The following is a 22,132-nucleotide window of genomic DNA, read 5'->3' as shown; positions in this document are numbered from 1 at the left end:
GGGGAATCCCGGTGTTGTTCAGTGGTGGACGGATTGTGGTGGCGGCCGCGGGCGCCATTGTCCTCGTGATCGTCGCGATCTACGCGGTCCGTTCGGTGTGGTGGGATCCGACCTCGAAATCGGCATCGATCACTCCGTCGACGTCGGTGTCCGGCAGTGGCGCGAGCACGTCCGAAACCGACGGCTCGGGCGGCGGTGACGGCTCAGGTGACGGGTCGGGTGGGGGATCAGGTGGTGACACGGGCGGCGGCGGTGACAGCGGCGCAGGCGGGGGAGACTCCGGTGGCGGGGACAACTCCGGTACGTCGAGTGGGCACCCGCCTTTCACCGCGACAACCGAACAGGTGAAGCGGTTCCTCGGCACGGTTTTCGTGGATGCCGAGGTGCCTCGTGTGGAGGGTGGCAATCCCGAGGTGGCCGCGGTTTTCAATGACGAGATGGATGCGGCGCTGCAGGCGCAGGCGGACTCGGTGACGGGCGGAAGCCTGGAGGGCCGTCCCGGTAGCGAGGTGCGGATCGGCGAGCGGGTACTCAGTGGTGTGCTGCGGACCGCGGCCGTCGACTTGGCCGAGGCGCAGTCGATGCCGTTGGCCAGCACCGTCGTGGTCGATTCGGAAAGCGGGAGTCTGATCACCTTGTCGTCGCTGTTCAACGACCTCGACGAAGGCTTGGCCCGCTTGCAGGAGGAGTCGGAGACGCTGGGGCCGAGCACCGACCTGGGTGACAGCTTCGATGCCTCCGGTTTGGAGCCGACCGAGCAGATGTTCGGGCGATGGTCCGCCGAATCATCCGGCATGCGGGTGTTTTTCGAACAGGGCGTGGTCGGTCCGATGGCCGCCGGCATCGTCGAGTTGACCATACCCTGGGACAACCTCAGCGACATCATGAAGCCGGGTGTGGCCGATATCGTCGCGAGCTGAATCCAGATCGCTCCCGGCCTACGCCGTACTGCGTTTGATGCAGAACCCGCCGATGATCCCGATGATCGCTCCGACCACCACCAACGGCACACCGTAGGCGGGACCGCCCGATTCGAGCCTGCTCATCGCAAACGCGACGTAGAGCACCGTCAAGGCGCCGGCAAGGAACCCGGACACGATCGTATAGCGGCCTGAGGCACTGAGGATTCCGAGGAGCATCACGCCGGCCAGCACGAGGATCAGTGCCCGCGTCACGGGTTGGCTCACCATCATCCATGTTTCGATGGTTGTCGGTGCGATCTGGCCCTTGTCGTCGAAGATATCCTGCAACCGCCCCAATTCACTGGCGGCATAGTTCCTTCCGCTCAGGAACCAGGGTCGGAACGCACCCAGCACCATGATGAGCCCGCCCAGCAGGGTGGCGGCCAGCCGGATCAACGGCAGGATCTCCGACATGGACTGGGTGAAGCGGCCTTGATCTTCGACGGCTCCGGTGCCGTCTTCGGCGCGAACGGTGAATTCCCGGGAAACCTCTTTCCCGGCCCCGGGCAGGTTGCCCCAGAGCCGAAGGGCTGCGGTTGCGATCGACCCCGGTGCGACGTCGAGGCGCGAGGGGGTGAAGGTGAAGCGCAGCGCCGCTTCGGGATCGGTTCCCGACAGCCAGGCGCTCAGCGGCAGCGCGCCTTTGGTGTTGTCCAACGTCACCCGGAACCGGCCCCGCCGGCGGTTGCGGACCGACACGTGTTCGGGCTCCAGGCGCAGCTGCGCCGTGGTGATCGGAGAGGTGCTGGCGGACTGCACGAGAGACCCGGTGGCTTCGCTCTCGTCGGTGCCGTCGTTGCAGAGCACCACGATGGGGCGTTCGGCTTCCTCGCCCGGATGGGGCAACGGTGCGCGCACGCTGGCCAAGATGCGGGCCTGCTCGCCTGCCCGCACGTACAGCTGCGGTTGGGAGAAGGAGAAGCGCACCACACCTTCCGGGTCGCGCCCGGCGAAGACCAGCCGCCGGTCCTTGCTGCCCCGCCGGTTGTCGACGAGGATCGCGATCTCGGCCGACGTGGCGTCCCGGATGCGGGTCACGGTGCGTTCCAACCGTAGCCGCACGGGGCTGTCGGCCGGGGCCTGGGAGCGTTCCTGGACGACGTTGACGATCGTTTCCACGATCCCTTGGTCGCTTGCCGCGGTCAGTTTGAGCGAACGGGGCGCCTGCTGCCCGTAATCGATCGGTGGCGCGTCGAATCGGACATCGACGAACATGAACCGCCGTGGCGGGACTTCGACAGTGGTCTGCCGGAAATTGAACCGCACCACACTCTCCGGGTCGGTTCCCGTCAGTGAATACCGCTGAGGGTAGTTGCTTCCACTGTTGTCGAGCCGCAACCGGAACCGGCCGCTGGTGTGGTCACGCAACCGGACCACTTGGGGCTCCGCAGTCATCGTGATGGGCCCGCCGATCCGTGGCACCGTGATGACGAGTTCGGCATCGGCCCGCTTCGCCGGATCCTCGACCGAACAGATCTGGATGTGAAGCCGGAAGCGTTGCACATAAACGTCGAAACCGTCGCGGATGGTCAACGAGACCGTGGTGACGCTTTCTTCGTCGGTCAGCACCCGGATCTCGGGGTGCTTGATCTCAAGCCATTCCGGTGCTCGCGGCGCGACGACGGTGTAACCGTCCACGATCGACGACCGGTTGCGGATGCGGATGTCTACAGTGCCGCCGGTGTGTGGATCGAGTTCGACATCGGGACTTTCGACCGTGACCGTCGGTGCTTCGGCGGGCCGTCGATTCGGTGTGGTTGGGCGCCTCGGGGTGGGCGGCGATGCCGTGTGCCGGAGTTGGTCGCGTGACACGGCGGGGAACTTCTGGCTGTGCGTCTCACGGACTATGGGTGTCGACGCCGTGAGCGGTGCGCCGTCGAGTGAGGCGACCCCGGCGTCCCATCCCAGGTAGAAGTCGCACTTGGTGCAGAACTGTGCGTCGGCGGCATTCTCCGCGCCGCACTGCTCGCAGTGGTGCTCAGTCATTGGCGGTCCCCTTCGCATTCTCGCCGCGCTCGTGGGTGGGCAGTAGCCGGCCGAGTTTCCGGTACTCCTGATGGATGGCTGCGCCGATGTGGTCGGCGCCGATGGCCGAGCCGGACTCGGCGGCCAGGTAGGCAGCCGTGATAGCCGCCGATCGAATATTGCCTCCGGACAACGGAAATGAGTTCGCGTAGCCGTGCAGCCCGAGGTCACCGTGCGTGGGAACCGGTGCGGCCAGGCAGTGTTGCCACAGCGCGAGTCGCGCCGACTCGTCGGGAAGTGGGAAGTCGACGACCATGTCGAGCCGTCGTGTGAAGGCGTCGTCGAGGTTGGCCCGCAGGTTCGTCGCGAGAACCGCCAGGCCGTCGAACGTCTCCATCCGCTGGAGCAGGTAGGCGCTTTCGATGTTGGCGTAACGGTCGTGCGCGTCGCGCACCTCGCTGCGCTTGCCGAATATCGCGTCGGCCTCGTCGAACAACAACACCGCGCTCACCCGCGACGCCTCGGTGAATATCCTTTCGAGGTTCTTCTCGGTCTCGCCGATGTACTTGTCGACGACCGTCGCGAGGTTGACGGTGTAGAGGTCCAGACCGAGATCGCCCGCGATGACTTCGGCAGCCATCGTCTTGCCGGTGCCGGAGTCGCCGGCGAACAGTGCGGTCACGCCGGTCCCACGCCCGCCGCCCGGGCGCATACGCCACTCCGACAACACGATCTCGCGCGTGCGTGCCCGGGTGGTCAACTCCCGCAGTTGTTTGAGCGTCTTGTCCGGCAATACGAGATCGCGCCACGATACGGCCGGCTCGATACGCCTGGCGAGGTGTTCGAGACCCGCCGCGTTCTGCGTGCGGGCGCCGCGGCGCAGCTCGCGGTCGCTGGGCACGCCGCCATTGGAGCGGGCCAGCGCTTCGGCGGCCGTGATCGCCGCTGACACCTGGCGAGGCCCGAAGACATACTGTGCCGCGATATCGGCGACGTCGACGGACCCGACGAGCGGACCGAGGGCACGCCGCCAGAGTTCGCTGCGTTCACCGACCGTGAACCTTGCGGCCTCCGCGATCAGTGGTACGCGATCCGACCAGTTCGGGTCCCAGGCCGACGTCCCGGTGAGCACAACCGGCACCGGCATCCTGGCCAGCTGGAAGACGACGTCGGCGGTATCGGCGCCGAGCGCGTCGATCGGGGAGACCACGAGCGCCGCGCCGCGCAACAGCGCTTCGCGGCCCAGCACGGAAATGGCGTCGTGCACGTCGCCGTTCGCGGCCAATCGTGCTGCGTCGCAGACCATCACGCTCAAACCGGCCGCCCCAAGTGCGTCGGTGGCGATCGCCGCACCCGAATCGTTCACCGTCTCGCGCAGATAGCACAGTCGCACGCCGGACTTGAATGCCTGTGCCAGTTCCCGGGATTGTGCGCAGTGATGGCCTTGAGGCGTGACCAGGACGCCGGACAGCGCCGCATCGGGCGTGTCATCGCCGAGCAGATACGCGGTCACGCGGTCCGGCACCCGCATGGCGCGGGTCAGGAACGGCCGGTCGGCGTCGTCGATCACCACGAGCGAGTTGTCGACGAGCGCCGATCCCGGCGACAGCATCGCGCGGGCCGCGGCATCGAGTGGCGAGAGATCCGAGAGCTCCAGTGCCAGGCCTACGGTCGCGCGGCGGCGAGTCACATCGTCGTTGAGGTAGCCGTACAGCTTTTCGAAACGAGTGTCGAGATCGGGCAACTGGCAGATGATGAGGAACTCGACCTCCAGCTCGCACAGTCCGGCCGAGCGGGCCAGCACCCGCAGCCGGAGTTCGACCCCGGCGGCTTCCGCGGCATCGGCGCGCTCCTCCAGGGCGTCGCGCAGCGACTCACTCACGGGTGGCGGGGCGGGCGTGGGGGAGAGCAGCGCGTCGACGACGTCGTCGCTGAGGTACAACCCCCGGAACGGATCGTCGGGCGCCGGATCGTGGCCGCGGCGGTGCGCGACCAGGGTGCGCACGCGTTCCTCCACCAGCATTGCCCGGCCGAGCAGGTAACGCGTGCTGTCCAGAGGCATGTCCATCGGCGGACCTACTGCCTACGCTGACGCTTGCGGACCCGCACGGCGCCGGGTGCGGGTTCCTGACCGAAGGCCGGGTCGCCGACGGCACGGCGCTGCGTGGATTCCTGGCCGACCGAGGCATCTATCCGGTTGGTGCGCAACCGCGGTGGACGCTCGACCGGAGGCCCGGCGACGAACGAGCGGCCGGTGTCGGTGGGTGCCGTGACGACGATGTCGAGTGACGGCTTCAACTCGCCGCCCAGCGCAGTCCACACGTCGGCGAAAGAACGGTCTTCCGGTGGCGGGAGGGCCACCGTGACCGGAACCGGAAGGCCGAGTGCGGCAATCGAACCGGTGAGGACGTCGGCCGGCAGTGCCTCATAACGCAGAAAACAGCTCAGCAGGGCGGCCAGCAGTTGGTGTTCGTCCTCGGGGCGCTGTGTCCAGGCCGCCACGAGATAGGACAGTTTGAAGTATCGCGGTGGCAGATGGCGTGCGGTGACCCGGTTTCCGTCGTACTCGTTGAGCAGGCCGCGCTCCCGGCGCCGCAGGTCCTCGCGGATGTCGTAGAGATACACCCCGATCGTGGGGGCGTTGCGGCGGCTCGCCCAATCCTTGGTCGGCGCATCGAATTCTACGTCGACCTCGGTCGGGTCGACGGCTTCGCGCTCGATGAGGGTGCGCAGCGCGTGATCGACTTCAGGTATCACTTGCCCATCGTTCCGTGGAGTCGGTTGTCGGCCTACGAGCGTGTGTTCCGTTGGGAAGGCACTGGTTCCTGCCCCATGGGGCAGGGCTCAGCGCACCACCATGCATCGGATCAGATGAGACCTTCACGTACCGCGTACGCGACGGCGTGGGAGCGGTTGCGCAGCTGCAGCCGGGTGGTGACATCGTGCAGGACGTTTTTCACCGTGCGCTGGCTGTAGCACAGCTGGCGGGCGATCTCGTTCGTGTCGTGGCCGTCGGCGATCAACCGCAACACTTGGATCTCCCGATCCGAAAGCCCGGTGAACGTCAATCCGCGTGGCGAAAGCACTTGGCGCTGAAGCCGTCCCACCTGGCCGAGCAGATTGCCCAGGAGGTCGGGCGGAATGACACCCTCACCCGATGCGACCTTCTGGACGGTGCGCACCAGCAGATCCGGCGTCGCCTCACCCCGGCGAAGCAGACCGCTCACCCCGACCTCCGCGGCGCTGACGACGGTGCTGTCGTCGATCGTGCTCATCACGAGGACGGTGTGGGCCACCCCAGCTTTCTTGAGTGAGCGCAGAATTCGGATGGTCTCGTCGTCGAGGGCGTCGGCGACGGCGATGCCGACGTCGACACCGGCGAGATCACCGGCTTCGACGACATCGACTTCAGGGCGCATCCGTAGCTGGCTGATCACCCCCGCCTGCAGGATGGGATCGTCGGCGTAGACATATGTGGACACTCGGCGCTGCATGGCAGTTCCCCTTCGGGCGGACGGTCAGTTGCCGATGAGTATCCGGAAGGGCATCAACGCTGACTCAACAAGATTCACGCGATTTCTCAACAAACGCTCAACGGGATCTCGGCCATACGTCATCGACGTCAGGCATCGACGCAGGAACATGCCCGGTTCCGGCGGGGCCGAGGGCGCACGCCCATGTCGCGGCACGCGTTGTCCGCGTTGGTTGTTCGGCGTCGGGCAGACCGGCGGACCCACTCAGTAGACCGTGTCGATGGTGCTCGACAGGCCGTTGTCGCAATTCACGGTGACGCGGAACGTCGAGCCTGTCGCGGGTCCGTCGGGCGCGATCCGCGTCTCCGCCGAACCGGCCACGGTGAAGGGGTAATCCCGCCGGTAGCCGATCGCCGTGGCGGTACCCGACACGGCAACGGACGTGAACATGCAACCCACCGGCTTGTCGCTGTTGACAATCGCCACGGTGGCCGTGCCCGGTTGGTCGAACCTGAACACCAGCTGGGGCGGTGGCGGAGGTGGTGGCGCCGGCGGCGGTGCCGGAGCGGGAGCGGGCTGCGGTGCCGGGCGGGGTACCGCACGGCGCGGCGCGGGCGCTGGGGCGGGCGCCGGTGCGGGTGCCGCGGCCGGGGGCGGCGGTGCCGGCGGCGGCGGTTCCCACCACTCGCTCGTCGCAATGAGCGAGAAGCTCGACGACCCGGCGCTCGCGCCGGTCGTGACGCCGGGCGCGGTGCCAGGCTCGCCCGGATCGGTTACGACGCTTCCGACCGCGGCGATCAACGCCGCGAAGCCGGCCGCCATGCCGACGCGCCGGCACCACGGCGGGAGCAGCAGTGTCTTCCCCGGCGCGAGCTCGTCGTCGATTTCGGCGTCCATGGCTACTCCTTCGGTGCGTACGCGGTGGTGTGGGCGGCCGGCACGAGAACGTGACGCGGACGCGCTGCACCGCACTGGGACGACATGTCGAAAGTGTGCGCGCCGGGAACCACGCCGACGCGAGTAGCGCAATACTCGAATTTCGATCCGCTGCTCGCGCCGGGCGCATGTTCCTGGGAGTTCACGGCTTGATCGCGGTCTTCTGGACGATCACGCCGGTCGCGGCCTTCAACGCATCGGCATCGGCCTCCGGCCCCTCGGCATTGAGCTGCAGTACGTAGAAACCGCTCGCGTTCTCGATGACCACGGTGTTCTGGGCGATCATTCGGGTCACGCCGTTCTTGGTGTACGAGCCGCCGAGCCTGGACGCGGGGTAGCCACTGAGGGTACTCACTTGACCGTCTCCGCCCTTGTAGCCTGGCAGGTTCCTGACCTCGCCGGGCGCGACCGACAGCAGCTTGTACGGGTCGGCATCGCCCGTCAACTTCACGAGGGTCGCGATGATCTTGGGCGGATCGTTGGGATCGGTCGGTGCTTTGGCCACGATCCCGCCGTACAGGCCCTCGGCACCTTCGGGAATCGGTGTCCAGCCATCGGGTACCGGCAGGTCGATCGTCGGCGCTCCCGGTGTGCCGCGGGAGACCGTCGTTTCCTGGAGGTTGCTCTTCGCGATGTAGTCGGCGATCGTCTCGTTGCCCGAATCCTGGACGGGTGTCGCGGGCGTCGATGTGGGTGCCGCCGGCGTCGACGTGTTCGGCGACTTGGAGCTTTGAACCACGGTGAACACGATCAGGCCACCGATGAGGATCACACCGATGATCGCGACACTGGCGAACCAGGTGCTGGTTTGCCAGCGTCTTCGCAGCCCTGCAATGGCGGCCGAGATTCCGGTGGCCTTGCCTCGCGGCGACGGTTGCGGTGCCGATTCTCCTTCTGCCGGCGCGGGGCCCGATGAAAGAAACTGGGGTGCTTGGCGATTCGGATTGGTGGGGGAGCGCCTGTGGGTGGCCGCCGCCGGATCGAGGTGGGCGCCCCGCCGCTTCGGCCGATCGTGTTCGGTCGGGGGAACGCTGAGCGGTCCAGACTCGGTGGGCGGCAACGGCGGCTGCGGCAGGGGGCGAGTCATCGGGGTCGTGATGGCGCCCTGGGCGGCGCGCGCCAAGTCCACCGTTGTCGGGTACCGCTTCTCGGGGTCTTTGGCCATCCCGGTGGCGATCACCGCATCGAATTCGGCCGGCACACCCGGGTTTGTGCTCGACGGCCGCGGCGGCGGCGCGGTGAGGTGGCCGGCGACTTGGCTTTCCACGCTGTCACCGGGAAAAGGCCGACGGCCGGTCAGGCTCTCGTACAACACGCAGGCCAACGCATAGATGTCCGCGCGGGCATCAACGTCTGACACCCCCAACCGTTCCGGTGCCATGTATTGCCACGTGCCGATCACTGCACCGGTGGTCGTCAACCCCGTCTCGCCTGCGGCGCGCGCAATCCCGAAGTCGATCAGGTAGGCGAAGTCGTCCTCGTCGAGCAGGATGTTGGACGGCTTGACATCTCGATGCACCAACCCGATGCGGTGCGCGGCGTTGAGTGCCTTGGCGACTTCTCCGATGATCCGCACCGCACGTGCGGGCTCCAACGGGCCGTCCGCGGCGATCACGCTCTGCAGGTCGCGCCCCTCGATCAGCCGCATGTCCACATAGAGGCGTCCCTCGATCTCGCCGAATGTGTGAATCGGGATCACATGAGGGTTGTTGAGTCCGGCGGCCGCGAAAGCCTCCCGGCGGAAACGCTGCTCGAACGCGGGATCGGAGGCGAGGTGCGCCGAGAGAACCTTCACCGCGACCATGCGGTTGGTCACGGTGTCGAAAGCCCGCCACACCTTGCCCATTCCGCCGCCGCCGAGCGACTCGAGCAACCGGTAGCGGCCGAACGGGGTACCTTCCTCCATCAGCCACCTCCCCGTCGACAGAGCACCGGACGAGGCGGGGCAGGTAGGGCTCTGTACGCCCTACTGCGGCTCATCGTGGGCCTGCCACGGCCGAGGTCAGAATTCAATGCTGGTCACCCGCCAGCCGTCGTCCGATTTGGTGGCGGTAACCCATGCGGTATGGCGGATCTCGTCGATCAGCCTGTTGTCCTCGGTCAGCGCGGACTGCACGACCACGACGACGCGATGCATCTGGTCGGTCTCGTTCGGCGGTGTTTCGTCGACGACGAAGTAAGCCTGCGCGGCGACGGTGGCGTTGTCGAGGCGCCACTGATCCCATTGTGATCCGGGACGGGGCTCGGTTGCGGTATCGGCCTGTTCCACCAGATCGTCCGAAAGATAGATTGCCGCCCGCTGATACGCGGCGTTGGGGGAGGCATCGCGACTGGGATGCCACGTGAACATGGTCTGCACGGCATTCGCGATGACCTGATCGGGGTCGCTGAGGTCCACGTTGGCCGAGCTGGCGACCGGCAACGGGTCCAGTGCGCACCCACTCGCCGGTACGAGGACGAGGAGCGCGGCGAAAACGCCTGCGAGGATTCGGCGTTTCATGTCGCCCGCCGAGCGCGCGACCCCGGGTAGAAGTCGGCTGTCACGACTCCGCGATCCGGATCGGCGTGAATCATCTGGCCGTTGCCGATCGCGATTCCGACATGGGACGGCCGCACCCGGGCGTCGCCGAGAATGCCGCCCAGACGCGTTTTCCCGATGCCCCAGCCACTGAACACCAGATCACCGGGCTGGACCTGGTCCAAGGGCACCTCCTTGCCGAAACTCCACTGCTCGTCTGTCGTGCGCGGCAGCACCACCTTTCCGTCGGTGCCTCGATTGACCGCGAAGAACGTCAGGCCCGCACTGTCGAACCCGTCACGGGTCGGACCGTCGAAACTGCCGCCGCCCCAGACCCACTTCTTTCCCTTGAACTTGGTGGCGGCCTCGACGATCGCTCGGTTGCCCGGTGTCGGTCCGGCCGGAACTTGGATCTGAGGCGCGCCGCCGAACGACGGTGAGGCCTCAAACGCCCTGGCGCGCTGCATGATCGTGTACACGTAGGGCTGCGTCTGGATGGTGTAGTCGCCGCCGGACGGCATGCCATGGTTTCTCTGGACTGCCCCGAAACCCGCGTTGTATGCGGCAAGCGCGAGCGCGACCGGGTCGCCGGTGATCGAACCGCTCTTTATCCCGTCCGCGCAGAGTTTGTAGTTCTCGCACATCAGCGCACCCTGGGCCATCACCGCATCCGCGATGCTGTTGACGTCCGGCGGCGGGCCGCTGTTGTCGGCATCTTTGCCCCACACCGCCCACGTGGCGGGCATGAACTGGGCCGGTCCCTTGGCGCCGGTCGGCGATATGGGGGCGTTCGCCCCGTGCCGGAAACCGTTCTCCGCCTCCAATTGTGCGGCCAGCAGCGGCGCCGTGATCCCCGGGCACAACGCGCCCGCCCTGAGAAGCCACGGGACGAACTCCGGTGGAACCACGCCCGGCTTGCGTACTCCGGTCTTGCAATCCGCCGCGGCAGAGACCTGCTGGCCCGCCGTCGCATCCGCGGGCAGGCTCGGCCCGTCCAACACGAACGACGGGTCGACCGCCTGGCCCTGGGTCAGGCGGCCGCCCTCCCAGTACTCGAAATGCAGGTGCGGGCCGGAGGATTGGCCGTTGTTACCGACCTCGCCGATATGTTGGCCTTCCTTGACGGCCGCGCCTGGCTGTACCAACACACCGTCGGCGTACATGTGGCCGTAGACGGTCGACACCTTGCCGGTGCGGGTTTGCGAATCGACGACGATCCACTCGCCGAACCCGCTCGCCGGACCGGCCGCCGCAACGGTGCCGTCCATGGCGGCGAAGATGTCGGTACCTTCGCTTGCCGCCAGGTCCACGCCCTGGTGCATCGAACTTCCGCGTGGCCCGAACGGTGAGGTCAGGGTGAAGGTTCCGTCGGCGAGCGGCTTGCCATTGGATGCGCAGACTCCGGCGGCCCATGCCGAATTCGGCGGGGTGACGAACACCGTGACCAGACACACGCAAAGCGCGACCGGCATGATCCGCGTGCGCATCGTGAGCCGGACTGTCATGGTGAATCTTTCGTCGCCGTCAACGAATTCGACAACACGCCAGTGCGGCGTGCATGAAGTGAGTGTCGCGTCGCGTCGACGGCGTGTCACCCACCCGGCGGGGGTTTTGCCCGTTAGGTCAGCCAGAAGTGCCCGTGTGGCCGTCGCCCAGCGTCGATACAAGCTGAACAATGAGGGACACCGTGCGCCACGAGGGTGTTCGACGTGAGGAGCGCGAGGAGGCGGTATGAGGCAGCGACGCGTCCTGCTGGCCATTGCCGTGCTGTTTGCGGCGATCTCGCTCGTCGTCGTCGGTTGCGGTGGGTCCCAACCGGATTCGGGCTCGGAGCACACCGGTACCGACAACGATGAGCTCGTCCTGTCCGAGGCGGAGAACGTCATCCTCAAGGCGATCAAGACCATGTTCACGTGGTCGCCGGCCCGCGACGATTCGCCGCTGGACGGCTACAACCGTGCGCTGCCGCTTCTCGGCGGTGAACTCCTGGACATCAACATCGAACTGGGCAACAGCGTGCGGGTTCAGGAGTGGAAGGACGCGAAACTGGAGGTCATGGCCGACGCACTGCTCGTGCCGAGCGAACACCCGAAGGACACCCCGGACACCGTCGAGCGTGCCGTGATGCTGACCCTCACAGCGACGGCGCCCGACGGCAAGCTGATCTCGTCCATCACCATGCGAGTCGAGCGGGTCGTGGCCAAGAAAAGTCCCGAGGGTTGGCGCGTCGAGGATGTCAGCTTCTTCCCGGAGAAGGAGATTCGTACCCAGGCGCAGATCTGCCCGCCGGGGCAGTCGAACCAGCCACCGCCCGATGGGCCTTGTGTACCGAACCCGCCGCCCCCCGCCAAGCACTGCCCTGACGGCGCCACAGTCGCCCAGGATGAGGTCTGCCCGCCTCCACAGGGTGGACCGGAAACCAAGCAGTGCCCCGACGGCACGTCGGTCCCGGCGAGTGGGCCATGCCCGCAACGACGACGACCGAAGCGTGCCCCGAGGGTGCACCGGGGTCTTCGCTCGAGGTCAGGAGTATGACGGAAGTAGCGGACCAGTAAGACAATTCGTCAACGCAAACGGCGGACCGGATGGTATCCGGTCCGCCGTCTGAACGAATGGTGATCTAGTCGAGGTAGTCGCGCAGTACCTGCGAACGGCTCGGGTGGCGCAGCTTCGACATGGTCTTGGACTCGATCTGGCGGATGCGCTCGCGCGTGACGCCGTAGACCTGGCCGATCTCGTCGAGCGTGCGCGGTTGCCCGTCGGTGAGGCCGAACCGCAGCCGCACCACACCGGCCTCGCGCTCCGACAGCGTCTCCAGCACCGACTGCAGCTGATCCTGCAGCAGGGTGAAGGAGACGGCGTCGACAGCCACGACGGCTTCGCTGTCCTCGATGAAGTCGCCGAGCTGGCTGTCACCCTCGTCGCCGATGGTCTGGTCGAGTGAGATGGGCTCACGCGCGTACTGCTGGATCTCCAGCACCTTCTCCGGCGTGATGTCCATCTCTTTGGCGAGTTCCTCAGGGGTGGGCTCGCGGCCCAGATCCTGCAGGAGCTCGCGCTGGATGCGGCCCAGCTTGTTGATGACCTCGACCATGTGCACCGGGATACGGATGGTGCGGGCCTGGTCGGCCATCGCGCGGGTGATGGCCTGCCGGATCCACCAGGTGGCGTACGTCGAGAACTTGTAGCCCTTGGTGTAGTCGAACTTCTCGACCGCGCGGATCAGACCCAGGTTGCCTTCCTGGATGAGGTCGAGGAACGCCATGCCGCGGCCGGTGTAGCGCTTGGCGAGCGAGACCACGAGGCGCAGGTTCGCCTCCAGCAGATGATTTTTCGCGCGATCGCCGTCGCGGCAGATCCACTGCATGTCGCGGCGCTGCTGGACCGGCAGCTTCTCACCCTTTTCCGCGAGCTCGGCCAGCTTCTGGGTGGCGAACAGGCCGGCTTCGATGCGCTTGGCGAGCTCGACCTCTTCCTCGGCGTTGAGCAGTGCGACCTTGCCGATCTGCTTGAGATAGGCGCGCACCGAGTCCGCGGAGGCGGTGAGCTCGGCATCCTTGCGGGCCTGCCGCAGCGCCTCGGACTCCTCCTCGTCCCACACGAAGTCGCCGGACGCCTTGTCCTTCTCGGACGGCTCGGCGATCTCGTCGTCGGCGGCTTCCGGCTTGGCCGCGGCAGGGGCATCGCCCTCGGCAGCGTCCTCTTCGCCCTCGTCTTCGTCGTCGGAGTCCTCGACGGTCTCGTCGTCGGTGTCGAGGTCGTCGAGTTCGAGATCGGTGTCCTCGACATCAAGATCCTCGCCGGGCTCAGCTTCGAGGTCGTCGGTCACCTCAAGGTCGTCGGTGGCGGCGTCCTCGGGCTTGGTGCCGGGAGCCTTGGCCGCCCGCTTGGCCGGGGCCTTCTTGGCGGGCTTGGCGCCTGGCGTCTTGGCCGCAGTGCTCTTGGCTGCCCGCTTGGCTGGGGCCTTCTTTGCGGGGGTCTTGGTAGCGGTGCGCTTCACCGGCTCGTCGGTTGCCGGGCTTGCCTTTGTCGCTGCCACGTACACCCTTTCGGTCTTGCGTATTTCCGATGGGCATGGGCATACACCACCGGAAGCGTCGTCTGTCGAATGTTGGCGTTGTTATCGGCTGGGATACTCGCCGCTATTCGGTAGGCGGCCGCCGATGACCATTGTAACGACAGTGTGTGGTTTCACCGCGCCGAGCGGCAAATTTCGGCACGTCGGCCGGCCGTCGAGCCGTTGCTACTGCGCGGTAGCCGTGACGTCGACAGCCGAGGCCATGGCGGCACCGACGATGCCCGCGGAGTTCTGCAGCGCCGCGGCCACCACCGGCGTCCGGTTCTTCAGCAGGGGCAGCCACTTGTCGGCTTTGCGGCTGATGCCACCGCCCGCGATGAAAAGATCCGGCCAGATCGCGTTCTCGATGGCGATGAGGACCTTGGTTACCTCTTCGCTCCAGCGCTCATAGCTCCAGTCCTTGCGCTCCTTGACCGAGGAGGCCGCCCGGTGCTCGGCTTCCTTACCCCCGACTTCGAGGTGACCAAACTCCGTGTTGGGCAACAGAACACCGTTGTGGATCACGGCCGATCCGATGCCGGTGCCGAACGTGAGCAGCACGATGACACCGGTGTTGTCCCTGCCTGCGCCGTGTTTCTCTTCGGCGAGGCCGGCGGCGTCGGCGTCGTTGAGCACGGTCACCTGCTGCCCGTCGAGCGCCTTGCTGATGACCTCTGCCGCGTTCACCCCGATCCAGCCCTTGTCGACGTTGGCGGCGGTCCGGACGATCCCTTCGGTCACGACGCCCGGGTAGGTGACACCGACTTTGCCGGTCCACCCGAACTCACGGACGACGGACACCACTGTCTTCGTGACCGCTTCCGGCGTTGCCGGCTGCGGCGTCTCGAGCTTGAACCGCTCACCGATCAGCTGGCCGGTGTGGAGGTCGACGATGCCGCCCTTGACGCCGCTGCCACCGACATCGACACCGAATGCGCGGCGTCCGGGGTCGCCGTCGGTGGTGGGATCAGCCGCGGTCGACTCGGGTGCAGTCATGGGATGCTCCTTTGTGGGACAGGCAATTGCGTGGCTGGTGAGCAGGCTCGGGGGTGAACTGGGGCGACGCGCCTCACCCTAGTTGTTCGTGAACGCTCGTGCGGGCGGTCCCGCATCCCGGCGAGCGACTTTTCGGCGCAAACGTGTTGCGATAGTGCGGTGACTGAAAACAGTGCCGACTCAGCCCGCCTGCGTGATGTTGCCGAGCAGCTGGCAACCGAAGCCGCAGAATTTGTCCGACGCCGTCGTGGCGAGGTGTTCGGTGCCGCGTCAGCCGCGCCCGAGTCGTCGGAGGCGGGGGATGGCGCGGGTCCGATTCGTTCCAAGAGCACTCCCACCGATCCGGTGACCATCGTCGACACCGAGACCGAACGGTGGCTGCGGGAACGGCTGGCGGTACTGCGCCCGGGCGAACACGTGCTCGGTGAGGAAGAGGGTGGCGAGGAGGACGGACGGGACGGTGTGAGTTGGGTCATCGACCCGATCGACGGCACCGTGAACTTCGTCTACGGCATCCCGGCGTACTCGGTGTCCATCGCCGTCCAGCGCGACGGCCGATCGGTGGCGGGCGCCGTCGCGAACGTCGCCGCGGGTGAGGTGTTCTCCGCGGCGTTGGGTCACGGCGCTCAGGTGCGCAGGGGTGATGTCAGCACGCCGCTGCGATGCAGCGCGGCCGACGATCTGTCGATGACGCTCGTCGGCACCGGCTTCTCGTATGTCGCCGACAAGCGCAGGCGCCAGGCGCAGGTGCTGGCCGAGATTCTGCCGGTCGTGCGCGATGTGCGCCGGTTCGGCTCGTGTGCCCTCGACCTGTGCATGGTTGCCGCGGGTCAGCTGGATGCCTATTACGAGGAGGGCGTCAACGTCTGGGACTGGGCGGCAGGCGCGCTGATCGCGGCCGAGGCCGGGGCGACGGTGTGGTTGCCGACCGGATCCGGGCCGGGACGCCTCGGGGCGTGCGCGCCGGGCGTCGCGGACGCGTTGCGCGCCGCCTTAGCAGGCGCCGGTATGGATCTTTGACAGCAGCTCGGTGTCGGCGGGCGCGGTGGCGTCGGGCCGCAGGCTGGCCAGTACGGCGTTGATGTCGTCGCTGCTGCTCAGTTCGGTGAACTCGGTGCCCAGCGCCAAATCGACTGTGGCGTCGGGCCTTTCATCCTGGAACAGCTCGGTGCACGGGGCCACCAGCCAGACGGCGGCAGCGGCGGCGCGCCCGGTCGGACCGAACCGGATCTGGCCCTGGCATTCCAGCCGGACGCTGGAGTAGATCGCGTCGTTGGCCGCCTCGGGCTGGGCGAAGCCGAGGTCGCGCAGTTGACCGGCGATCTCGCCGGCCTGCCCGCCCTGGCCGCTGGCGTTGAGCACCCTGATCTTGGTGTCGGCGAGCGGGGCCGGAGTGACTTCGATCATGTCGGAGCCGGCCACCTGCTGACCCAGTTTCGGGGTTGCCGGATCCGTCGCGGGTGGCGGCGCGTTGCACACCGTGGCCTGCTGGACATCGGCCGGCTGGTTGAGGGCGATGATCCAGACCATCAACGTCACCACCGCAAGTGCGATGAGCAACACAATGCTGGGGGCAAAGTTGCGCCGACGGAACGGTCGACCGTGCCGGTCGAAAGCGGTGCCTTCGGTGATTTGCGAGACCACCCCTGCACTCTAAGGCCAAGGTCGCCGGGTGCGGCGCCGGAGCTCAGGCCGTAATGTGATGTAAATCACACTGAAACGTGTGGCAATACGGGCACGAATCATTTGGGGAATGCGTTCGACGCTGGTACAAAGCTCTGCTGCAAGGTAAGGGAGGGGACACAGACGATGGCTACCGACTACGACGCCCCGCGGCGCACTGAGACCGACGACGTTTCCGAGGACTCGCTCGAAGAGCTCAAGGCGCGGCGTAACGAGGCGCAGTCCGCCGTGGTGGACGTCGACGAGTCCGAGACCGCCGAGTCATTCGAGCTTCCGGGTGCCGACCTGTCCGGCGAGGAACTGTCGGTTCGGGTGGTCCCGAAGCAGGCCGACGAGTTCACCTGCTCCAGCTGCTTCCTGGTGCATCACCGGAGCCGGCTGGCCAGCGAGAAGAACGGTGTGATGATCTGCACCGACTGCGCAGCCTGAGGGCTGCTCAGCCGCTGCAGCCAGATTCGCGGCTCAGCCGCTGCAGCTAGATTCGCGGCTCAGCCGCGGAGCGCCGAGAGCAACCGGTCCGGATGTCTGGTACTGACCAACCAGTACGGGGTGGGGTCATCCGGATCGTCGAGAACCAACAGCACCATCGGGCCGACCCAGGCCCGGTGCACGACGTAGGCAGCGGGATCCAACTGGCGGCCCAGCGCGGCGGATTTGGCCGACCGCGGCACCTCGGCGGTGCGCGAGATCACGCTGGTCGGCAGGTGTGCCTGGCCGACCCAAACCTCGGTTTCGCCGCCCGGTCGGCTGACCACGCGCAACTCGGTCTTGCTGAACCACATCAGCACAGCCGCCGCGACCGGGAACAACACCGCGTAGGGCACCCATTTCGGCATACCCGACACGCCCATGCCCACCTCAAGAGCGATGATTCCCGCCAGGATCGCTGCGGGCAGCGTCCACCACCAAGGCACCCACAACCGCTCGCGATAGCGCACGGTTTGGGTGGTTGCGCGCGTGTCTGACACGCGGCTCAGAGTAATCTGTGACGTCGTGTCCAACTCTCTGGCGGTCGTCCGATTGGATCGCGAACTCCCGATGCCCAGTCGCGCGCACGACGGCGACGCGGGCGTCGACCTTTACAGCGCGCAGGATGTCGAACTGGCTCCCGGGCAGCGGGCGCTCGTGCCCACCGGGGTTGCGGTGGCGATTCCGCACGGCATGGTGGGGCTGGTGCATCCCCGGTCGGGTTTGGCTGCGCGCGTGGGACTTTCGATCGTCAACAGCCCGGGCACGATCGATGCCGGGTACCGCGGTGAGATCAAGGTTTCGCTCATCAACCTCGATCCGGAGACGCCGATCGTGGTGAACCGTGGCGACCGGATCGCCCAGCTGCTGGTGCAGCGGGTGGAACTGCCCGAACTGGTCGAGGTCACCTCGTTCGACGAGGCAGGCCTGGCCGACACCTCCCGTGGCGATGGTGGCCACGGTTCCTCCGGCGGACATGCGAGTTTGTGATGGCATTCGGAAAACGCAAGAGCAATGAAACGACGAGCGACCAGGGCAGTGACACGCCCGGCAACGAACGAATCGAGCCTGCTGTGACGGACGAGACTGACGAGGATTTTGACGGCCCGTTCGACATCGAGGACTTCGACGACGCGGCCGTCGCCGCGCAGGGCCGGCTGGACCTCGGATCGGTCCTGATCCCGATGCCCGACGGCGGCCAGGTGCAGGTGGAACTCAACGAGGCCGGCGCGCCGAGCGCGGTGTGGGTCGTGACGCCCAACGGCCGGTTCACCATCGCGGCCTACGCCGCGCCCAAGAGTGCGGGGCTGTGGCGGGAGGTCGCCGGTGAGCTGGCCGATTCGCTGCGCAAGGACGCCGCGTCGGTGGCCATCCAAGACGGCCCGTGGGGCCGCGAGGTGGTCGGCGCCGGCAATGGTGGCGTGGTCCGGTTCATCGGCGTCGACGGTTACCGGTGGATGGTGCGCTGCGTCGTCAACGGTTCGCCCGAAACCATCGACGCGCTTGCCGAGGAGGCTCGGGCATCGTTGGCGGACACCGTGATCCGGCGCGGCGACACGCCGATGCCGGTGCGCACGCCGTTGCAGGTCCAGCTGCCCGAGCCGATGGCCGCGCAGCTGCGCGCCGCCGCCCAGGCCGCGGCGCAGCAAGGGCAACAGCAGGCGCCGCCACAGGAGCAGCCCCCGGCCGAGCCCGCGGCCCGGCGGAGCGCGCAGGGTTCGGCGATGCAGCAGCTCCGCACCATCACCGGGGGATAGGGGCGCCGCTCACGCCTCCTGCAGGGCGGCGACGCACGCGGCGCCGAGGACGCCGGTGTCGACGCCCATCTGCGCCAGGGTGACGGTGCGCAGCGCCGCACGAGGCACTGCGGCGACCCATTCGAACCCGACCTCGGCCGGGTGTACCGGATCGTCGGTGGCCACCGCCACCCCCATGGGCACGGCGAGCCGCTCCAGCTCGGCGCAGCTGGGGGCGTCGTACCCGGCGGCCTCATCCATGGCCTGAGGCAACGTGGGCCACTGGCCCACCCACGAGCGGGTCAGTTCGTCGGCCAGCCAGGCCGGGCTGGACTCGCGCATCTGCGCGACGGTGGCCGCAAGCCCGTCCCGGCGCAGTAGGTGGGCCGATTGACGCGCCAGCAACGCCGCAGGAGCGTTCTGCGGGGAACCCATCCAGGGCGGCAGTGCGGCCAGCACGGCCACGGCCCGGCTGGGATGATCCAGTGCCCATCTGGTGGCGACGACGGCGCCGATGGACACCCCGCCCACCGCGATCGGACCCGACCGGGCCGCGTCGTCGAGCGCGTCCAGGTAGCCCGCTACGAGCCGGTCCGGCTGTGGCGGCGGAGTCACCACCATCGCGTTGACGTCATGCAGCGCAGCCGAAAACGCCCGGTAGACGTAGTCGTCGTCGGACCCGGTTCCGGGAAGTAGAACGGTGGTGACACCGCGCAGAATGACGCTCATCACATGATCGTGCCTGGCTCGTCAAATTACCGGCGTGCCGACACACACCCCGCGTGGCATTCGGGGAATAAGAGGTCTACCGTGGCGTTGGTTGGGTGGATCCACGGTGGATCCGCGAAAGGTCAGGAGAGGACCATGGCTACGGCCGAAGGGTATCTGCGCCGGCTGACGCGACGCCTGACGGAGGACCCCGAGCAGCTCGATGTCGAAGAGCTCAGCGACGAAGCGGCCAACACCGGCGCGCAGAAGGCGATCAATTGCCAGCGCGGCCAGGAAGTGACGATGGTCGGGACCCTGCGCAGTGTCGAATGCAACGGCAAAGGCTGTTCTGGCGGCGTCAAAGCCGAACTGTTCGACGGGACGGACACGGTGATGCTGGTCTGGCTGGGACAGCGCCGCATCCCCGGTATCGAATCGGGCCGCACCCTGCGGGTGCACGGCCGCGTCGGCAAGTTGGAGAACGGTACGAAAGCGATCTACAACCCGCACTACGAAATTCAGAAGTGAGCCAGGCCGAAAACGGCCCAGGTAACGCACCCCCAGGCCCCACGAGCGAGCCGGAACCGACATCCGCGCGGCCGAGTACCGGGGGCCGGGCGATCCTCGACCAGATGGGCGGCGTGAGCGGCCTCATCTACTCCACGCTGCCGGTGGTCGTATTCGTGCCGGTGTCATCGGCATTCGGGCTGATGCCCGCGATCGCGGCCGCCCTCGGCGTGGCCACCCTGATCCTGATCTGGCGCCTGATCCGCCGGGATTCGGTGCAGCCCGCGATATCCGGCTTTTTCGCAGTGGGCATCAGCGCGCTGATCGCCTATCTGGTGGGGGAGTCGAAAGGCTATTTCCTGCTTGGCATCTGGACATCGCTGCTGTGGGCGGTGGTGTTCGGTGTCTCGGTGCTGATCCGCCGGCCGGTGGTCGGATATGTGTGGGGCTGGGTCAATTCGCACGACCGGGGCTGGCGTGACGTCCGCAAGGCGGTGCTGGCCTTCGACATCGCCACCATCACCTGGGTGCTCGTGTTCGCGTCGCGGTTCCTGGTGCAGGAGTACCTCTACGACGCCGACGAAACGGGTTGGCTGGGTTTCGCCAGGATCGCGATGGGCTGGCCGCTGACGGCAGTCGCCGCATTGGTGACGTATCTGGCCATCCGCACCGCGCAGCGTGCTCTGCATGCCCACCAGGCGGCTCAGACCGCCGACTGAGTGGCTTCAGCGCGACGCGGGGCGCAGCAACAGTTCCCGCAGTTGGTCTTCCACCTCGGTGACCGCCACGAACAGGAGTTCGTCGCCGCCCTCGAGCGGTTCGTCGGATTCGGGCACGATCACCCGTGCCCCGCGCAGAATGGTCACGAGCGCCGCGTCGCGCGGCAGCTCCAGGCGCTTGACCGGCTTACCGCCCCACGGGGTGTCGTCGGGCAGCGTGATCTCGACGAGGTTGGCCTGGCCCCTGCGGAATTCCATGAGCCGCACCAGATCGCCGACGGCGACAGCCTCTTCCACGAGTGAGGCCAGCATGCGCGGCGTGGACACCGCGACGTCGACACCCCAGTTCTCGTCGAACAGCCACTCGTTGCGCGGATCGTTGACTCGCGCGACCACCCGGGGCACCGCGAATTCGGTCTTGGCCAACAGACTCACGACGACGTTGACCTTGTCGTCGCCGGTGGCCGCGATCACGACGTCGAATTCCTCGAGCCGTACCGACTCCAGCATCGTGAGCTCGCATGCGTCGCCCAGGCGCCAGTGCGCGGCGGGGATGGCATCGACATCGATGTGGTCGAGGTTGCGCTCCAGCAGCGTCACCTCGTGATTGCTCTCAAGGAGTTCGCGGGCGATGGAGCGGCCGACGGCCCCGGCCCCGGCGATCGCTACCTTCATCGACGCCACTCCTCACGTTCGTGGTCGGCGCTCATCGTTCGGACTCCAGGTCTTCACTCGGCGGCAGTGCCGCGATGGCGAGTGCTTCGGCGATGTGACCGGCGACCGCCGCGACATAGACCTGATCGCCGGCCTGGATGACGGTTTTCGCGTCGGGAAGATGGCCGCTGCCGAACCGGATCATGAACGCCACGCGCCCGCCGGTGGCGGCCTCGAGGTCGGTCACCCGTCTGCCGGCCCAGCCCTCGTGCAACGGAAGCTCGGCGACGCCGACACTGCCCGAGGGATCACGCCATTTGGTGGTCTCGGTTTCCTTGGTCAGCACGTTGAGCAGGCGGTCGGTGGTCCAGGGCACGGTCGCGACGGTCGGGATGCCCAGCCGCTCGTAGACGGCCGCACGTTTGGCGTCGTAGATGCGCGCCACGACACGTTCGACGCCGAAGGTCTCGCGCGCGACCCGCGCCGAGATGATGTTGGAGTTGTCGCCGGAGGACACCGCGGCAAACGCGCCGGCCTCTTCGATCCCGGCCCGCAGCAGCACATCGCGGTCGAAACCCATGCCCAGGATCCGCTCGCCGGGAAACTCGGGGGACAACCGGTGAAATGCGGTGCTGTCCCGGTCGATTATGGCGACGTCGTGGCCAATTCTGGCCAGGCTGTCTGCGAGGGATGCGCCCACGCGGCCACATCCCATGACAACTACACGCACCAGACGGTCCTTTCCGGCAG

23 protein-coding genes are annotated in these 22,132 nt (G+C 67.2%); 8 read left to right on the top strand and 15 right to left on the bottom strand.

What is annotated here, in order from left to right:
• Positions 1–11: 11 nt before the first annotated feature.
• Positions 12–920, top strand: a complete 909-nt coding sequence (locus ACOI2T_RS21360; protein ID WP_409503466.1) for an RsiV family protein — start codon at positions 12–14, stop codon at positions 918–920.
• A gap of 18 nt (positions 921–938) precedes the next feature.
• Here the strand turns inward: ACOI2T_RS21360 and ACOI2T_RS21355 are convergent, their stop codons facing one another.
• The 8 genes from ACOI2T_RS21355 to ACOI2T_RS21320 all read right to left on the bottom strand — a co-directional run bounded on the left by ACOI2T_RS21355 (position 939) and on the right by ACOI2T_RS21320 (position 11,359).
• Positions 939–2,948: a hypothetical protein gene (locus ACOI2T_RS21355; protein WP_409503465.1), complete on the bottom strand. Its 2,010-nt coding sequence runs from the start codon at positions 2,946–2,948 to the stop codon at positions 939–941.
• Positions 2,941–4,995 carry an ATP-binding protein gene (locus tag ACOI2T_RS21350; RefSeq protein WP_409503464.1) on the bottom strand — a complete coding sequence of 685 codons (2,055 nt, stop codon included), beginning with the start codon at positions 4,993–4,995 and terminating at the stop codon, positions 2,941–2,943. Before ACOI2T_RS21350 ends, ACOI2T_RS21355 begins: the two co-directional genes overlap by 8 nt.
• Positions 4,996–5,003: 8 nt before the next feature.
• Positions 5,004–5,684: a Pvc16 family protein gene (locus ACOI2T_RS21345; RefSeq protein WP_409503463.1), complete on the bottom strand. Its 681-nt coding sequence runs from the start codon at positions 5,682–5,684 to the stop codon at positions 5,004–5,006.
• Positions 5,685–5,794: 110 nt separating this feature from the next.
• Positions 5,795–6,421 carry a response regulator transcription factor gene (locus tag ACOI2T_RS21340; protein WP_067851214.1) on the bottom strand — a complete coding sequence of 209 codons (627 nt, stop codon included), beginning with the start codon at positions 6,419–6,421 and terminating at the stop codon, positions 5,795–5,797.
• Between the two features lie 243 nt (positions 6,422–6,664).
• Complete coding sequence (locus tag ACOI2T_RS21335; protein ID WP_409503462.1) at positions 6,665–7,297, bottom strand: hypothetical protein; 633 nt, start codon at positions 7,295–7,297, stop codon at positions 6,665–6,667.
• A 181-nt stretch (positions 7,298–7,478) separates the two neighbouring features.
• On the bottom strand, positions 7,479–9,242 hold the full coding sequence (locus ACOI2T_RS21330; protein WP_409503461.1) for an LpqN/LpqT family lipoprotein: 1,764 nt from the start codon (positions 9,240–9,242) through the stop codon (positions 7,479–7,481).
• A 96-nt stretch (positions 9,243–9,338) separates the two neighbouring features.
• Positions 9,339–9,836, bottom strand: coding sequence for a hypothetical protein (locus ACOI2T_RS21325; protein WP_409503460.1), 498 nt, complete (start codon positions 9,834–9,836; stop codon positions 9,339–9,341).
• Positions 9,833–11,359: a peptidoglycan DD-metalloendopeptidase family protein gene (locus ACOI2T_RS21320; RefSeq protein WP_409503459.1), complete on the bottom strand. Its 1,527-nt coding sequence runs from the start codon at positions 11,357–11,359 to the stop codon at positions 9,833–9,835. Before ACOI2T_RS21320 ends, ACOI2T_RS21325 begins: the two co-directional genes overlap by 4 nt.
• Positions 11,360–11,585: 226 nt before the next feature.
• On the opposite strand from ACOI2T_RS21320, the gene ACOI2T_RS21315 reads away from it, so the two are divergent.
• Complete coding sequence (locus tag ACOI2T_RS21315) at positions 11,586–12,389, top strand: hypothetical protein (RefSeq protein WP_409503458.1); 804 nt, start codon at positions 11,586–11,588, stop codon at positions 12,387–12,389.
• 85 nt (positions 12,390–12,474) lie between these two features.
• Here the strand turns inward: ACOI2T_RS21315 and ACOI2T_RS21310 are convergent, their stop codons facing one another.
• Together ACOI2T_RS21310 and ppgK are read right to left on the bottom strand one after the other, a co-directional pair.
• Positions 12,475–13,893: an RNA polymerase sigma factor gene (locus tag ACOI2T_RS21310; protein ID WP_409503457.1), complete on the bottom strand. Its 1,419-nt coding sequence runs from the start codon at positions 13,891–13,893 to the stop codon at positions 12,475–12,477.
• Between the two features lie 204 nt (positions 13,894–14,097).
• Complete coding sequence (ppgK, locus tag ACOI2T_RS21305) at positions 14,098–14,907, bottom strand: polyphosphate--glucose phosphotransferase (protein WP_409503456.1); 810 nt, start codon at positions 14,905–14,907, stop codon at positions 14,098–14,100.
• Positions 14,908–15,066: 159 nt separating this feature from the next.
• On the opposite strand from ppgK, the gene ACOI2T_RS21300 reads away from it, so the two are divergent.
• Positions 15,067–15,927 carry an inositol monophosphatase family protein gene (locus ACOI2T_RS21300; protein WP_409503455.1) on the top strand — a complete coding sequence of 287 codons (861 nt, stop codon included), beginning with the start codon at positions 15,067–15,069 and terminating at the stop codon, positions 15,925–15,927.
• On the opposite strand, the gene cei is transcribed toward ACOI2T_RS21300, so the two are convergent.
• A complete protein-coding gene (cei, locus tag ACOI2T_RS21295) occupies positions 15,901–16,551 on the bottom strand; it encodes an envelope integrity protein Cei (RefSeq protein WP_409503454.1) in 651 nt (216 codons plus the stop codon). The genes ACOI2T_RS21300 and cei overlap by 27 nt on opposite strands.
• A 165-nt stretch (positions 16,552–16,716) precedes the next feature.
• Here cei and ACOI2T_RS21290 point away from each other — a divergent pair, with 165 nt between their 5' ends.
• Positions 16,717–17,019, top strand: a complete 303-nt coding sequence (locus tag ACOI2T_RS21290; RefSeq protein ID WP_067851231.1) for a DUF4193 domain-containing protein — start codon at positions 16,717–16,719, stop codon at positions 17,017–17,019.
• Between the two features lie 59 nt (positions 17,020–17,078).
• Here ACOI2T_RS21290 and ACOI2T_RS21285 read toward each other — a convergent pair whose 3' ends face one another.
• Positions 17,079–17,558, bottom strand: a complete 480-nt coding sequence (locus ACOI2T_RS21285) for a DUF3093 domain-containing protein (RefSeq protein WP_067851232.1) — start codon at positions 17,556–17,558, stop codon at positions 17,079–17,081.
• Positions 17,559–17,583: 25 nt separating this feature from the next.
• Between ACOI2T_RS21285 and dut the strand changes: the two genes are divergently transcribed.
• Positions 17,584–18,048 carry a dUTP diphosphatase gene (dut, locus tag ACOI2T_RS21280; protein WP_067851235.1) on the top strand — a complete coding sequence of 155 codons (465 nt, stop codon included), beginning with the start codon at positions 17,584–17,586 and terminating at the stop codon, positions 18,046–18,048.
• Positions 18,048–18,815 (top strand): DUF3710 domain-containing protein, encoded by a 768-nt coding sequence (locus ACOI2T_RS21275; RefSeq protein WP_085141940.1) that lies wholly within the window; start codon positions 18,048–18,050, stop codon positions 18,813–18,815. The genes dut and ACOI2T_RS21275 overlap by 1 nt, the downstream gene beginning before the upstream one ends.
• A gap of 9 nt (positions 18,816–18,824) precedes the next feature.
• Here ACOI2T_RS21275 and ACOI2T_RS21270 read toward each other — a convergent pair whose 3' ends face one another.
• Positions 18,825–19,523, bottom strand: a complete 699-nt coding sequence (locus ACOI2T_RS21270) for an alpha/beta hydrolase family protein (protein WP_067851239.1) — start codon at positions 19,521–19,523, stop codon at positions 18,825–18,827.
• A gap of 135 nt (positions 19,524–19,658) precedes the next feature.
• Between ACOI2T_RS21270 and ACOI2T_RS21265 the strand changes: the two genes are divergently transcribed.
• Together ACOI2T_RS21265 and ACOI2T_RS21260 are read left to right on the top strand one after the other, a co-directional pair.
• Entirely contained in the window at positions 19,659–20,030 is a 372-nt protein-coding gene (locus ACOI2T_RS21265; RefSeq protein ID WP_067851241.1) for an OB-fold nucleic acid binding domain-containing protein, read from the top strand.
• Positions 20,027–20,728: a DUF3159 domain-containing protein gene (locus ACOI2T_RS21260; protein WP_067851243.1), complete on the top strand. Its 702-nt coding sequence runs from the start codon at positions 20,027–20,029 to the stop codon at positions 20,726–20,728. Before ACOI2T_RS21265 ends, ACOI2T_RS21260 begins: the two co-directional genes overlap by 4 nt.
• A gap of 6 nt (positions 20,729–20,734) precedes the next feature.
• Here the strand turns inward: ACOI2T_RS21260 and ACOI2T_RS21255 are convergent, their stop codons facing one another.
• Complete coding sequence (locus tag ACOI2T_RS21255; RefSeq protein ID WP_067851245.1) at positions 20,735–21,403, bottom strand: potassium channel family protein; 669 nt, start codon at positions 21,401–21,403, stop codon at positions 20,735–20,737.
• 31 nt (positions 21,404–21,434) lie between these two features.
• Positions 21,435–22,112, bottom strand: a complete 678-nt coding sequence (locus tag ACOI2T_RS21250) for a potassium channel family protein (RefSeq protein ID WP_085141946.1) — start codon at positions 22,110–22,112, stop codon at positions 21,435–21,437.
• Between the last annotated feature and the right edge of the window lie 20 nt (positions 22,113–22,132).

The organism is Mycolicibacterium wolinskyi str. Jessa 2025, assembly GCF_049241375.1.
GTDB lineage: Bacteria > Actinomycetota > Actinomycetes > Mycobacteriales > Mycobacteriaceae > Mycobacterium > Mycobacterium wolinskyi.
Note: the sequence above shows the minus strand (reverse complement) of the source record. Positions and strands in the feature narration are given on the sequence as shown.

What these genes read in the sequence shown, in the direction of transcription:
- ACOI2T_RS21355 (WP_409503465.1), bottom strand. Translation starts at nt 2,948, where the DNA reads ATGACTGAGCACCACTGCGAGCAGTGCGGCGCGGAGAATGCCGCCGAC.
- ACOI2T_RS21350 (WP_409503464.1), bottom strand. Translation starts at nt 4,995, where the DNA reads ATGGACATGCCTCTGGACAGCACGCGTTACCTGCTCGGCCGGGCAATG.
- ACOI2T_RS21340 (WP_067851214.1), bottom strand. Translation starts at nt 6,421, where the DNA reads ATGCAGCGCCGAGTGTCCACATATGTCTACGCCGACGATCCCATCCTG.
- ACOI2T_RS21335 (WP_409503462.1), bottom strand. Translation starts at nt 7,297, where the DNA reads ATGGACGCCGAAATCGACGACGAGCTCGCGCCGGGGAAGACACTGCTG.
- ACOI2T_RS21330 (WP_409503461.1), bottom strand. Translation starts at nt 9,242, where the DNA reads ATGGAGGAAGGTACCCCGTTCGGCCGCTACCGGTTGCTCGAGTCGCTC.
- ACOI2T_RS21325 (WP_409503460.1), bottom strand. Translation starts at nt 9,836, where the DNA reads ATGAAACGCCGAATCCTCGCAGGCGTTTTCGCCGCGCTCCTCGTCCTC.
- ACOI2T_RS21320 (WP_409503459.1), bottom strand. Translation starts at nt 11,359, where the DNA reads ATGACAGTCCGGCTCACGATGCGCACGCGGATCATGCCGGTCGCGCTT.
- ACOI2T_RS21315 (WP_409503458.1), top strand. Translation starts at nt 11,586, where the DNA reads ATGAGGCAGCGACGCGTCCTGCTGGCCATTGCCGTGCTGTTTGCGGCG.
- ppgK (WP_409503456.1), bottom strand. Translation starts at nt 14,907, where the DNA reads ATGACTGCACCCGAGTCGACCGCGGCTGATCCCACCACCGACGGCGAC.
- ACOI2T_RS21290 (WP_067851231.1), top strand. Translation starts at nt 16,717, where the DNA reads ATGGCTACCGACTACGACGCCCCGCGGCGCACTGAGACCGACGACGTT.
- ACOI2T_RS21275 (WP_085141940.1), top strand. Translation starts at nt 18,048, where the DNA reads ATGGCATTCGGAAAACGCAAGAGCAATGAAACGACGAGCGACCAGGGC.
- ACOI2T_RS21270 (WP_067851239.1), bottom strand. Translation starts at nt 19,523, where the DNA reads ATGAGCGTCATTCTGCGCGGTGTCACCACCGTTCTACTTCCCGGAACC.
- ACOI2T_RS21265 (WP_067851241.1), top strand. Translation starts at nt 19,659, where the DNA reads ATGGCTACGGCCGAAGGGTATCTGCGCCGGCTGACGCGACGCCTGACG.
- ACOI2T_RS21255 (WP_067851245.1), bottom strand. Translation starts at nt 21,403, where the DNA reads ATGAAGGTAGCGATCGCCGGGGCCGGGGCCGTCGGCCGCTCCATCGCC.